General features: G+C 49.6%; 16 protein-coding genes. 2 read left to right on the top strand and 14 right to left on the bottom strand.

Annotation, left to right across the window (positions count from 1 at the left end; translation table 11 throughout):
• Position 1 precedes the first annotated feature (1 nt).
• The 7 genes from B076_RS0100640 to B076_RS0100610 form a co-directional block, all read right to left on the bottom strand.
• On the bottom strand, positions 2 to 436 hold the full coding sequence (locus B076_RS0100640) for a group II truncated hemoglobin (RefSeq protein WP_028485610.1): 435 nt from the start codon (positions 434 to 436) through the stop codon (positions 2 to 4).
• Between the two features lie 25 nt (positions 437 to 461).
• Positions 462 to 767 carry a hypothetical protein gene (locus B076_RS0100635; RefSeq protein ID WP_028485609.1) on the bottom strand — a complete coding sequence of 102 codons (306 nt, stop codon included), beginning with the start codon at positions 765 to 767 and terminating at the stop codon, positions 462 to 464.
• Between the two features lie 78 nt (positions 768 to 845).
• On the bottom strand, positions 846 to 1,025 hold the full coding sequence (locus B076_RS0100630) for a hypothetical protein (protein WP_028485608.1): 180 nt from the start codon (positions 1,023 to 1,025) through the stop codon (positions 846 to 848).
• Between the two features lie 8 nt (positions 1,026 to 1,033).
• Complete coding sequence (gene queF / locus B076_RS0100625) at positions 1,034 to 1,876, bottom strand: NADPH-dependent 7-cyano-7-deazaguanine reductase QueF (RefSeq protein WP_051347080.1); 843 nt, start codon at positions 1,874 to 1,876, stop codon at positions 1,034 to 1,036.
• Between the two features lie 38 nt (positions 1,877 to 1,914).
• Positions 1,915 to 2,319: a hypothetical protein gene (locus B076_RS0100620; RefSeq protein ID WP_028485606.1), complete on the bottom strand. Its 405-nt coding sequence runs from the start codon at positions 2,317 to 2,319 to the stop codon at positions 1,915 to 1,917.
• Positions 2,320 to 2,380: 61 nt separating this feature from the next.
• A complete protein-coding gene (locus B076_RS0100615; RefSeq protein WP_028485605.1) occupies positions 2,381 to 2,887 on the bottom strand; it encodes a thioredoxin family protein in 507 nt (168 codons plus the stop codon).
• A gap of 5 nt (positions 2,888 to 2,892) precedes the next feature.
• Positions 2,893 to 3,795, bottom strand: coding sequence for a Dyp-type peroxidase (locus tag B076_RS0100610; RefSeq protein WP_028485604.1), 903 nt, complete (start codon positions 3,793 to 3,795; stop codon positions 2,893 to 2,895).
• 182 nt (positions 3,796 to 3,977) lie between these two features.
• On the opposite strand from B076_RS0100610, the gene B076_RS0100605 reads away from it, so the two are divergent.
• Together B076_RS0100605 and B076_RS0100600 are read left to right on the top strand one after the other, a co-directional pair.
• Entirely contained in the window at positions 3,978 to 5,585 is a 1,608-nt protein-coding gene (locus tag B076_RS0100605) for a Na/Pi cotransporter family protein (protein WP_051347079.1), read from the top strand.
• A gap of 91 nt (positions 5,586 to 5,676) precedes the next feature.
• The gene (locus B076_RS0100600) at positions 5,677 to 5,877 is read left to right on the top strand and encodes a hypothetical protein (protein WP_028485602.1); all 201 of its coding nucleotides are present in this window, start codon (positions 5,677 to 5,679) and stop codon (positions 5,875 to 5,877) included.
• Positions 5,878 to 5,887: 10 nt separating this feature from the next.
• Here B076_RS0100600 and B076_RS11635 read toward each other — a convergent pair whose 3' ends face one another.
• From B076_RS11635 to yidC, 7 genes are all read right to left on the bottom strand, one after another.
• Positions 5,888 to 6,199, bottom strand: a complete 312-nt coding sequence (locus B076_RS11635) for a hypothetical protein (RefSeq protein ID WP_096777333.1) — start codon at positions 6,197 to 6,199, stop codon at positions 5,888 to 5,890.
• Between the two features lie 185 nt (positions 6,200 to 6,384).
• Positions 6,385 to 7,260 (bottom strand): CHAD domain-containing protein, encoded by an 876-nt coding sequence (locus tag B076_RS0100590; protein ID WP_028485601.1) that lies wholly within the window; start codon positions 7,258 to 7,260, stop codon positions 6,385 to 6,387.
• Positions 7,261 to 7,327: 67 nt separating this feature from the next.
• Positions 7,328 to 7,936, bottom strand: coding sequence for a YigZ family protein (locus B076_RS0100585; protein WP_028485600.1), 609 nt, complete (start codon positions 7,934 to 7,936; stop codon positions 7,328 to 7,330).
• A gap of 104 nt (positions 7,937 to 8,040) precedes the next feature.
• The gene (locus B076_RS0100580) at positions 8,041 to 9,015 is read right to left on the bottom strand and encodes a cation diffusion facilitator family transporter (protein WP_028485599.1); all 975 of its coding nucleotides are present in this window, start codon (positions 9,013 to 9,015) and stop codon (positions 8,041 to 8,043) included.
• Positions 9,016 to 9,089: 74 nt separating this feature from the next.
• Complete coding sequence (gene mnmE, locus B076_RS0100575) at positions 9,090 to 10,445, bottom strand: tRNA uridine-5-carboxymethylaminomethyl(34) synthesis GTPase MnmE (RefSeq protein ID WP_028485598.1); 1,356 nt, start codon at positions 10,443 to 10,445, stop codon at positions 9,090 to 9,092.
• An 88-nt stretch (positions 10,446 to 10,533) separates the two neighbouring features.
• A complete protein-coding gene (locus B076_RS0100570; RefSeq protein WP_028485597.1) occupies positions 10,534 to 10,866 on the bottom strand; it encodes a hypothetical protein in 333 nt (110 codons plus the stop codon).
• A 41-nt stretch (positions 10,867 to 10,907) separates the two neighbouring features.
• Positions 10,908 to 12,572 carry a membrane protein insertase YidC gene (yidC, locus tag B076_RS0100565; protein WP_051347078.1) on the bottom strand — a complete coding sequence of 555 codons (1,665 nt, stop codon included), beginning with the start codon at positions 12,570 to 12,572 and terminating at the stop codon, positions 10,908 to 10,910.
• Positions 12,573 to 12,600 lie beyond the last annotated feature (28 nt).

The raw sequence follows: 12,600 nt of genomic DNA, 5'->3' as shown, positions 1-12,600 counted from the left end.
ATTAGGATTCCGGCTGGCGTTTCTGTTGGGAAACTTGGCGAATGCGTTCGGCAGGGCGGAAAAACTGCTGTTTCAGATAGTCCTGCAATGCCTGAGGATAATTCTGTTTGGCAATTGCTGTCTGCATGCACAGCAACCATGCGTCGCGCTCGGCCTCCTTGATGTCCAGAAAGGCATGCGCCAGCGGAATATTGATGGAACCGTATTTTTCCGCGTAAATTTGCGGGCCGTTCATCCAGCCCGACAGAAAATGCACCAACTTATCACGCGACGAACTCAGGTCATCAGCGTGCATGGCGCGAATAGATTGTGCCTCTGGCAAGGTGTCCATGGCATCATAAAAATCGTCCACCAGCTTCACTAAACCATCATAGCCGCCTACCGCCTGATAAGTGGCGTCTCCCATGCCGTAAGCCGTTTGCGCTTGTATTTCCATCGTTTTTTAGTCTCTTGTTAGGGGATCACCCGGGGCGCTTGCCGTTTGGATTCGGACGCATGGTCAACAACTCTTCAACCTCGTGCTGGATATAACCACGATCAAAGGCAAACTGCGCGAGCTGGCTGGCACGTGACTGCAATTCCTCTATCGCTATGCCATTCTCAATCGCCTCTTCCAAACATTCGGAAAGCATATCGATGGTGGCGGACTCTTCTTCGTTTTCATCCGCCCCGTGCTTTTTTAAACGCTGTAAATTTTGGTCAAAACACGCCATCAATTGTTGCGCTTTCAAGGTGTTTTTAATATTGATGACATCCCGTTCCGTCATGATGCTCCTTGCACTCTCACTCCTTCATCGTCTTTCAGCCGTGTGCAGCTTTTTGACAACAACCAGGCCTGCTCATTTTCAATCAAGCGATTTTTTACGCAATACATACTTTGGGGAGGCGTCATACAAATCGTTCCAGCCCTCCTCTTCGGCCATGTCGGTAAAGCCGTCTTCAGTGGTATCGGCAGAATCGGCAGGCCTGTCCTGCTTGACCCATTCATAACCAAACAGCCCGAACAACCAGTTAAGGAAAGACACAAGCAAACCTACTGGCGAACGGTGCGCGAAATATCAAATTCATCTTCAAAATTGGAACGATATGGGTTGATATCCAATCCACCACGCCGCACATAACGCGCATATACGGTCAGTTCGGACGGTTGGCAACGGCGCATGATGTCGGTAAACACCCGTTCCACGCACTGTTCATGAAACTCATTATGCTCACGGAACGAAATCAGATACTTCAACAAGCCTTCATGGTCAATCTGAGTCCCTCGGTAACGAATCACAATCGAACCCCAATCGGGCTGACCCGTGACCAGGCAATTGGATTTGAGAAGATGGCTATTTAGGGTTTCCTGAACCTCATCGGCCGACTCTTCTACCGTCAACAAACCGGGGTTGACCTGATAATCCGTGACTTCGATATCCAACGCATCAAGGTTGTCGCCCGGCAAACGACCGATCAGGGTCTCTTCTTCATCCAGACTGCGAACGTCCACCGCCACCTCCGCACCACAGGCGACCGACAGATCTTCGATCCAATGGTTGACGACCGCCTCCTGAGAATCGAAACGGGTGCCATTGAACGAATTCAAATACAATTTAAAGGATTTGGACTCAATCAGATTGGGCGAATCCGCCGGAAAGGCAAACTCGGCAATCACCGCCACCGGCTTACCTTTCGGATTGAGCCACGACACCTCGAATGCGGTCCAGATATCCAATCCCTGAAACGGCAGACTGTGCAGATCAAATCCGAGTTCGTCGCGTTTTTCCTGACGCGGAATCGGAAACAACAGCGAAGGGTCATAGGTCTTGCAATAGGGCGTGACTCGCCCTAACAGACTCTTATTGGCGGTGGATGCGTTTGCTTTAGCGCTCAAATTTAATTCTCCAGTCTCTTCGATTTTTAAACTTACCCTTACCCGGCAACATCAAAATTGCGCAGCGCGGTTCTAAAGGCGTTGAACGGATTCAACAAAGCATCGGCAATGATGATGGCATACCCGATCCAATGGTAAAAATTGGGTTCTTGTCCCTCCACAAACCATAGATAACTGAGCAGGCCTGTCGCCAGAATGACCGTCAACACCGCCCAGAACTGATCCACCAAAAAAGAGACTGCGCTGACATCACCGGACTTGAACATCTCAATGAACAGAATGACTACTGCCACGGAAATGAACACATACCCGACCGTGCCCTGCAGGGAGATCTGAAAATACTCCGTCGCAATCAAAAATAGGACAATAAACAGCATCCAGGGTAATTTACCGATTGTAGATAAAGCCCCGCCACCTGAAGAAACCGACACATTCGAACCCATATTTTTTCCTTTTTATACGATTATTGCTCCTAGGAGCCTTAACTAAAATAGATCAATAAGCTTAATAGCCTTCTTTTATCCGCTTGGGGTTAGCCAACTTTTCCAACGCCTGATTAATACGCTGCCGGAAATAATACGGAAAATAATCATAGGCACCGGAGTTTTCCATGCGGATCCCCAGTTCATCACCCTGCGCATTCACAAACACCAGACGAGGAAAGGTCGTCACATTATACAGCTCGACCATTTCGCTGGCCGGGACTTCATCTCCATAAAAATCTTTTACTTTAGCGTCGTTGTCGGCGATCAGCTCCACAATCTCAATGTAATCGGCCACCAAGCCGTTTTCGATCAACGGCAGTAAAGCATTCTCTTCAAAACGTTGACAAGGCGGGCAACGTTCACGGCTGAAATAAATAACCACGGGTACATTGCGGGCTTGAGCCTGCTGGGCCACGGCCGAAAAATCTTCGACCGGTTGCAAACGCCAGTCGGCATGAAGTTCTGAAACCGTCATAAACAGCAAAAAAGGCATCAGCCAAACTAAAAATCCGTTTTTTCTCCACATAGACCTCATATCTTACCCCCCTCAATGCCCAAGGCGCTTAAATTCAAACCAGACTCCGTCAGCGGAGGACACCAGAAATAAGCACCGGTCAGCGGGTGCGTGAAGCTGAATAACGCATCGACAATGCCATCTTCCAACCCTATCATCCGTTTCAGAATCGCTTCATAGGCATCAAACGAACGCCCGAAAGCGGTAAACACCAATCCTAGGCGCTCGCCTTCCGACCATGGCATGGAGCGCCGAATCACAAACGCTTCCGGATCAAAAGACTCCTGCGCGGTACGTTTCACATGCGCCGATTCAGGCGCTTCGTCAAACTCTTCGTTATCGGCAATGCGCCGCCCAAAGGTATTGTCCTGTTGCTGGGGCGATTTTGCGCGAAACGCATCCAAATCATGCACCCATTGCTGAACCGCCACAAAGCTGGAGCCGGCCAAAAGCCCTTCAGTCACCACAGCCGCCTCAACCGCAGCCTCGCCTACCGGGTTTTCGGTGCCATCCTCATAACCGGTCAGGTCCTGGGCGTTGCCATATTTAAAGGATTCAATGCGCTGTTCCAAAACAAACGCCGATGCCAACTCATCGATCAACTGCTTGGCCTGCAACACAATCTTGCCGCGATCCCGTCCCCTGAGCCACAGCCACAAGGCGGCCGGAGTGGAAGGAATCTCAATCCCCTGATTGACCATGGCTGGAAACAAACGTAAACCCTGCACTTTTTTACCTAACGCCTCCGCCAATGAGAGACCCACCCCCACAACCAGACTGTCACCATCCACCTGACAAGCCAGTTTAGACAGTGCACCGACATAATCCCCATGCGGTTTCAGGGAAAACGTCAAATAACAGCCTTGTTGCGGAATGGGTTTTAAGATAGCGGATTGAACCGAACTTTCTGCCTTGTCCAATGGTATTCACCTCATGTATCTCGGTTTAATGCAGACGATTCCGCATTCGTTGCGAATCATTTCAAAGCAATTTACCATTGCACGCTCAAGGCAACAAGCTTCACTTTGGCAAATTCACCTATACGGCGCCTAATCCATTATAATCAAAATACGCGAATTCCCTTTTATTGCGGAGCCATCTCATGCAAGCCATGCAGGCATTCAATACGTTTTTACTCACTGCCGGAGGACTCGGCCTATTTCTGCTGGGCATGATCATCATGACGGACAGTCTCAAAAAGCTGGCCGGTGATCGGATTCGCTCCGCCCTGTTACGTTTTACCAAAACACCCGCCACCGGGGCTCTCAGCGGGGCGCTAGCCACTGCCATCGTTCAATCTTCCAGCGCCACTACTTTGGCGGCCGTCGGTTTTGTCGGTGCAGGCCTGATGAGTTTTAGCAATGCCTTGGGGATTATTTTCGGCGCCAATATCGGCACCACCATCACCGGCTGGATGGTGGTGGTGCTGGGTTTCAAGTTCTCGATCGATTCCATCGCCTCCGCCATCATTCTCATCGGGGTGATGATGAGGCTGTTCGCTTCACAAAAATGGCATTACATCGGCTTGGCGCTAGCCGGATTCGGCCTTATTTTTGTTGGAATCGACACCCTGCAAACCGCCATGGCCGGTATGGTCGAGTGGGTGGATTTTAGCCAAATGCCCGCCAATACAGTAACCGGACTCATTCAACTGGTCATAATCGGAATGGTCTTTACCACCATCACCCAATCCTCCAGTGCCGGGGTTGCTTTGACGTTAACCGCTTTATTCAATGACCTCATTCAGTTTGAACAAGCGGTGGCTTTAGTGATCGGCATGGACATTGGCACCACCGTTAAGTCCCTTCTGGCAGCAATCGGAGGTACCGTAGGAGCAAAACGCACCGGTGCCTCCCATTTCGTATACAACATAATGACAGCGGTCATGGCTCTATTTTTAATCACCCCTTACACCCAGGCCTGGGCATTTTTCAGCCCGACGGCTCTTGAACAACATGCCGAAATCGCGCTCGTTGGATTCCATACCCTATTCAATCTGCTGGGTGTCCTGCTTATCCTACCTGTGAGCCAGCCTTTTGCCCGGCTGATCCGAAAATTGATTCCACAAGACAAAGAAAGCCACACTCAAGCACTCGACAATCAATTATTAAACACGCCCGAACTGGCTTTAAACGCCGTACAAACAACCCTGATCAGCCTAAACAAAGCCTTACTGAGCCAACTACATGGCTTATTGCGCAACCCGTCGGACACACTTATCTATTCCAAGTTGCAATCCCTTCAGCAGGAACTCGATCAAACTCAGGTTTACTTGGATCTGATTCACTTGAACCACACGCAAGGAAACCATTGGAAACGACTGGTTTCCATGATTCACACTCTGGACCATTTGCAACGCCTGCATGAACGCTGCGAGGAAGAGTCTGACCGGGCCCGCGCATCTCGGCACTATTCGGATTTGATTGACACGAGCCACCAACTGGAAAAAGACGTGATCGAACTTCACAGCCTGATCGGCCAAAAAAAATGGAGCCAAATGGTCAAACTGACCCGTAAGCTACACCACGCCATCCGCCAGGATTCGGAAGGCTACCGCCATAGAATGGTGCAACAAATGGGACAAGGGGAACTGAGTGCCGAACAGTGTCAGGACGCGTTACAAGCAATCCGTTGGATGGAGCGCGTCAGCAAACACCTGTACCGGATCAGTTACCATATGGAGAAGATGCTACTCAATTCGGCCACCTAAGGGTTAGGAGCCCCGTCTTGTCGAAAAAGCGTCAGATCCTTTATCGACATCAATCGTTATAATTGAAACAACACATAAAAGGGAACAAACAATGCTGACCACATTGATTTTAGGCATGATTTTAACGGCTCTGGCATTAGGAGTACTATGGGGGGGATATAAAGTCTTGCAGAAACAGCCGAGATTTAAAGAAAAACTCAACAGCAGACAGGCCAACAAGCGCATGTTGCAGCTGACCTTATTGACCTATTTTGTCGGAATCGTGACCACCATCACCTTGATGGCGCTGTAATCACCCCGTTTTAGTCACGACCGTAACCCATGCCAGGACGGTCATGTTGATTCATGTGCCCTCTTTCGGCAGGCGGTTCATCGGGCAAATCAACGCCTTTCTCTTCCGCTCGAATTTGCATCTGTTCGTGATGCTCTTCACGAATCTGTTCACGCTCTTCTTCAGACTGAGCCGCACGCATTTTTGCCTGATGTTCCTGGCGTTCCTGCTGGGTCATCAACTGACTGCCATAAACTTGCTCTTCTTCCATTGCCATCACGGACGCAGGTAGCATGAATAACGCGGCCAGCATCAACGGCTTGAAACTCTTTAAACTCATCATCACTACACCTCTTGCATAGTATCGATCTAAAAAAACACAATCTCTTTAAGCAAAAAACTTAAAGTTCCCATTGATTTTATACCTGATTTTTTATGGTGAATAATGAAATTTTTCTATGAGAAATACCAGTTGATTAAACGACTTAATGAAGCAGGACTTGGCTTTCAACCGCAAACAGACTGGATTCATTTCTGCTTAACAATCGACTTATGAATGCGGTCGGCCTGTTTACGAAACTCTGCTTGCTGCTTCCGGCACACCTTGATAATCGCCTTTAAGTGCTCAGCGTGCTCAACCTGACCATCTTGAGCCTGCAGAAACTCAAACAATACTTCCATGTCATGCTCAAGCCCTAACACCTCTCCCAACTCATCAAAACGACTCACGGTTTTCTTTTGACCCTTCAGACCCAATTTTTTCAACAACTTGAGCTGATAAAAAACATGTTTGACCCATTTACGCCAGCGATGGCGCTGTGCCATTTCAGTGGAAGGCAGTGTGGCTTTCTCGGCAAGTTTGAATTGGCGTTTGAGGCTTTTACGCACCCCTTTTTGCATAGGACGGGGGTCCTCCTCCTCACAGTTCAAACTCTCCCAAACGTCGTGTTCGAGCTGCAAACTCGAATGAATGGCGAGCCAATGGATGGAAAGCGCTTTGCGCGTGGCGCGTAAGTTTTGTTCCCAATCCGATATTTGCAATTCAGCATAGGCTTTTTCGGACGCCTTGAGTTGCTTGCTCACCATCAACAAAGAATCCAACAAGACTTGCTGATCACGCTGGCCACCGAGTAATTTGGCGGCCAACTTGATACGCTGATTGGCCGCTTCAAACACCCTCTTAGAAACCATGAAACGCATCAATTGCCAATAGGCCCGTAAACGTTTGAACACCACACGCAAATCATGAATGGCTTGTTTCTCTTCGCGTTGTTCGGACTGACTTAAAGATATGGCCTGCTCCAGCATCTGCAATACATGCTGCTGAATTTGTGGCGCTAACCCTTGGTAATCGATCGAATCGATGTGCTCTTCAATCCACTCCTTGCTTTTCGTTGAGGTCATCTGAAACTCCTTGGATCGGAAAGGTATTCAGAACAGGTTAACTGAAAATTTTGACAATCGTATGAATTTATTGAATTTTATCCGGCAGTTCATACTCGCATTGATGCGCCCTAAGTTGCTCGCAGAACTCGTCCAGCCGATCATCCGGCAAGGCGACCTGCAAAGAAACCTTCTTAGAGTAGGTCACCTCCTGCAATTCGCCCTCGGCCTGCGTGAGCCAGTGCCGGATTGATTGTTCCAACGCAAAATCGCAGTACACCTGCAAGCCGGTCATAGGCACTTGCTGCTCGGTCGGCAACACCTCCATGACCGCTTGAGCGGCCTGACCATAGGCCCGCGTCAGGCCACCGGCGCCGAGTTTAATGCCGCCAAAGTAACGCACCACGATGATCATGACATCGCCCACCCCTTTATGTTGCAACACATTGAGGATCGGCTTGCCCGCCGTTCCTGAGGGTTCGCCGTCATCGCCCATTCCAGCATTGGTGGCGCAGCCCGGGTTACCGAGTTGATAAGCCCAACAATGATGACGTGCATCCGGATATTGTTGCTTGATCTCTTCCAGCCACTGCATGCCGGTTTCACGTGAAACAATGTGTTGCGCATAGGCAATGAAACGGCTTTTTTTGATGACTATTTCGGCTTCCGCCAACTGGGCGGGAATAGGGTAAGACATGGTTTAATCAACACGCTTTGGGTTTTTGGCAGGCGGCAAACAGAAAGGCCTGCTGATTTTAAATTCTATAACAGTTGTAATATTCGGTATCGCAATACTTAGGTTCAAGTGTTTTGCGTATGCCCGTCCGCAAGGCCGACACTTCTGGCGACCCAAATCGGATGTGTGGTGTAAATCACATCCAACGACAGATAATCATGGGTCTGCTTGAGGTGTTGAAACAGAGCATCCCGGTAACGATCCTGCTCCAACAGATCAAAATCGGTATCGGCTTGCATCTGCACATACACCTGCACATACATCATGCGCCCGGCCTGCAGGTAACGGGTTTTGATGTCGCTGTACTCCACACTCGCAAATACCGCCTCAACCTGACTTTGTAAAAACTGGCTGGCTTCGTCATTTCCGGTGCGTCCGACAATCTGCATGCCGTTGTGTTTCAAAATCTGTAACGGCATCGGCAGCACCACCAAAATCAAGATCAGGATGACCAGCGGATCCACATAGGGCACCCAGCTCTTATATTGGGTCGTCTCCATCCAGATCGCCAACGCAAAAGACAAACCAACGGCCACACTTAATACCGAACCGATCAACCAGCCCTTAAGGTCAACATCAATCAATGACGACTTGGCTGTCTTGTTCATACGATGCAGGCCATAAGATAAGGCAAATCCCAACACCGAGGCGACAATGGAATAAAACACCGCGATATTGGCCTCAATCTGGCGTCCACCGTGAAACAGGGCAAACACCGATGCATACAACGCAACCAATACCACCAATAATATGAGAATGCCCTTGATGAAATTCAGAACGGGTTCAAAAATCGCATAACCAAATGGCTGGGACTCACTCGCCTGCTGGGTAATCAAAGTCACCACACGCAAGGTCAAGAGCCCGGCAATCAGGTCAATCAAAGGGTAGACACCGTCCATCAGGATCGCCTGAGAATTGGTCAGATAAAAGAACGTAATCCCCAAAACCGCCAGTAAAAGATCCCCCACCATCACCCATTTGATGGCTTTCTTTTCAGTTTGTACCCGTTTTTCGAGTGAATCTGTCGACCTTGTTTGCATAAAATTCTATCCTGAAACGACGTCTTTAAAAATGAACAGGCCTGGTATGGCTCCTGCCCAACTGTCTATTGAAACTATTTACCGATACAAAAAGAGGTGAAAATCCGTCCCAGCAAATCATCGGAGTTGAAACGTCCGGTAATTTCCGACAACGCCTCCTGCGCCAGCCGCAGATCTTCCGCCAGCAACTCCCCAGCGGCAAACTCCTCCAATTGCACCATGCCGTTTTCAGTCCACTGCAAAGCCGTCTGCAAGGCATCCAGGTGACGTTTTCTGGCCATAAACACCCCTTCGGACGTTTGCTGATAACCCATTGCGGTCTTCAGATGATTGCGCAGCAGCTCCAAGCCCTGTTTCTGTTTGGCCGACAACCAAATGACCGTGACCCCATCCTGGGTTTCGACCATCGGTTGGTGGTTGATCAAATCAATCTTGTTGCGAATCAAGGTGACCGGAATATGACTCGGAAGCTTGTCGAGAATTGTCTGGTCTTCAGGATGAATCGCCTCGCCCGCCTGCAACATCACCAATACACGGTCAGCGCTGTCCAAGGCCTGCCAGGCGCGTTCAATGCCAATCTGCTCGACCGCATCGGTCGCTTCGCGCACTCCGGCGGTATCCAAAATGTGCAGCGGCATACCGTCGATATTGATCTCTTCCTTAACGATATCCCTTGTAGTGCCCGCGATCTCGGTAACAATCGCACTTTCACGCCCGGAAAGCGCATTCAACAGGCTTGATTTGCCGGCATTGGGACGCCCAAGAATGACCACCGACATGCCCTCTCGTAGCAGCACCCCTTGCTGAGCCGAAGCGAACACCGCCTGCAAGCGATCCAGAATATGGCGTAATTGACCGGCGACTTTGCCGTCGGACAGGAAATCGATCTCCTCTTCCGGAAAATCAATCGCCGCTTCCACATAGATGCGCAACTGAGTAAGCTCCTCGACCAACTGATTGACCTGGGCGGAAAAATCACCCTGCAGGGAGCGCAAGGCGGAACGTGCCGCCTGGTCGGACGAGGCTTCGATCAGATCGGCGATCGCTTCGGCCTGCGCCAAATCCAGCTTGTCGTTCATAAACGCCTGCTTGGAGAACTCGCCCGGTTCGGCCATACGCGCACCCAACTCAATCACCCGTTCCAGAAGCCATTCCAATACCACCGGCCCGCCGTGACCTTGCAGTTCCAGCACGTCTTCACCGGTAAAGGAGTTTGGGCCCGGAAAATAGAGCGCAATGCCTTGATCCAGCACCTCGCCCTGACTGCCATAAAAGGCACCATAATGTGCGTATCGCGGTTTTGGGCTTCTAGCTAATACCGTTTCGGCGATTGCCAAAGCCTGCTTGCCGGAGACACGCACAATGCCGACTCCGCCTCTTCCCGGAGCGGTAGCAATTGCGGCGATGGTATCGTGATTCTCAAAATCCATTGGGGTTCCCACACAAAACATAAAAGACTACAAACAAAAAACGCCCTCACGGGCGCTTAGTCATACACAATTAGGCCAAGCTAACTCTTCAGGCAAGCGTCTGATAAACCGTAGTTTTCACGTCGCTAATGAAAAACTTCTGGGCAAAGGCTTCAACCGTCTTATCCAGTTTTTTCTTAGAGGTAAAGGTCATCTCTTCCGCTTCACCATTGACCTTGAAACTCAATACATATAAAGGTTTGGTTTCAACTTCGGCCGGTTTTGGCGCCTGCGCAGCATCATTCGAAGCAGCGCCGGTTTCTAATGGAATATAACCGTCTTGGGTTTTATAACAGATCGGCTGCATGCCATCGGTCACCAAGTATTCGACTTTACCGTACATTGGATGGTCTGTGCCCAACTTTTGATAAGATAATTGCATTTGTTTTACCTTTAATTCTCAAACTGCCCTGTTTTCAGGGCTTATTTCTCTTCGCCCGCTTCGATCTTCTTGGTGATGTACCACTGCTGAGCAACCGAAAGGATGTTGTTGACCACCCAGTATAGAACCAGACCGGCCGGGAACCATAGGAAGAAGAAGGTGAAAATAAACGGCAGGGCTTTCATCACCTTCTGCTGCATCTCATCCATCATCGCCGACGGGTTCAACTTCTGCTGGATGTACATGGTGATCCCCATGATGACCGGCAAGATGTAATAAGGATCTTGCGCGGACAAGTCTTCAATCCATAACATAAACGGCGCTTGACGCATCTCAACCGAATACAACAACACCCAATAAAGTGCGATGAATACCGGCATCTGAATGAAAATCGGTAGGCACCCACCTAGTGGGTTGATTTTCTCTTCCTTGTACAACTTCATCATCTTCTGCTGAAAGATCGCCTTATCGTCACCGTAGTTCTCTTTCAACTGTTGCAGCTTAGGCTGGAATTTCTTCAAACGCGCCATTGAGCGATAAGAAGTTTCCGACAACTTGTAGAACACCAACTTGATCAACAAGGTCAAGAGGATAATCGCCACACCCCAGTTGCCAACAAAATCGTGAATCTGTGACAACAACCAGAAAATCGGTTCCGCCAGGAACGTCAAAATACCGTAATCAATCGTCAGCTCAAGCCCCGGTGCAATCTCCGCCAAGCGATCCTGAATTTCAGGCCCAATATACAGTTTTGAACTCAACTCACCACTCATACCAGGTTCAACTGTCACCAAAGGTTCAACCACACCGACCGCATAACGATCGTCACCCAAAGGCTTGGCGTAATAGGAGTTCTGTGCTGACTGATCCGGTACAATTGCCGTCAGGAAATACTGCTGAATCATTGCAGCCCAACCACCCATCACCGATCTTCCGCTGACGGTTTCCTTGTTCAGGTCGTCAAAAGAGTGTTTGACGTACTTCTCTTCAGCATTGCCGTCGTACAGAACCGGACCGGTATAGGTGTACATCATGAAGTTTTCATCTGGGTTGTAACGGTTACGTACCAGTTGTGAATACAAACTTCCCGACCAGGCCTGTTCAGATTGGTTTTCAACCTGGTAAGTCACCTCTAGAAGATGCTCACCACGCTTGAAATGATAGGTTTTAGTGACTTTAACACCATCTTGTTCCCAGGTCAGCGGCACGGACAAGCTGTCGCCGGTCATCTGATATTCGGTTTGTGCCGTCTGATAGACGGCTTTATGATTCGGAGCAGGCAGTTTTGCGGCTGGCTGGGTGGCGATACCGTTCTGTGCCACATACAACAAGGAACCGCTGTCGCTCATCAACTGATAAGGCTGACTGGCATCTTCGGAAGCGCCGTATTTCATTAGCTTGGCTTCACGAATATCGCCCCCGGCGGTATCGATAATCAAATCCAGCGTATCGGTGGTGACATGAATACGTTGCCCCTGTTGCATGGCGTTTTGCGCCATAGGCACCGAACTGGTTTGCGGTGCGGTTGCATTGGCACCTGGGACGTCAGCCGCAGGCGTCACTGACGCATCCTGAGCGTTACTCACCTGGGCCGAAGCCGTTGTTGAGGGCTGCTCGGCAACCGGCGCACTAAACTGCGCCCATTGCAACCAAATCCACGTTAGCGTAAAGGCCAATGCCAACCACCAGAACGATCTCATATTCATGATTTAAACCTTTGATTCTTGTTTTTTA

The sequence above is a fragment of the Thiomicrorhabdus chilensis DSM 12352 genome (assembly GCF_000483485.1).
In the GTDB taxonomy this organism is placed as follows: domain Bacteria; phylum Pseudomonadota; class Gammaproteobacteria; order Thiomicrospirales; family Thiomicrospiraceae; genus Thiomicrorhabdus; species Thiomicrorhabdus chilensis.
Note: the sequence above shows the minus strand (reverse complement) of the source record. Positions and strands in the feature narration are given on the sequence as shown.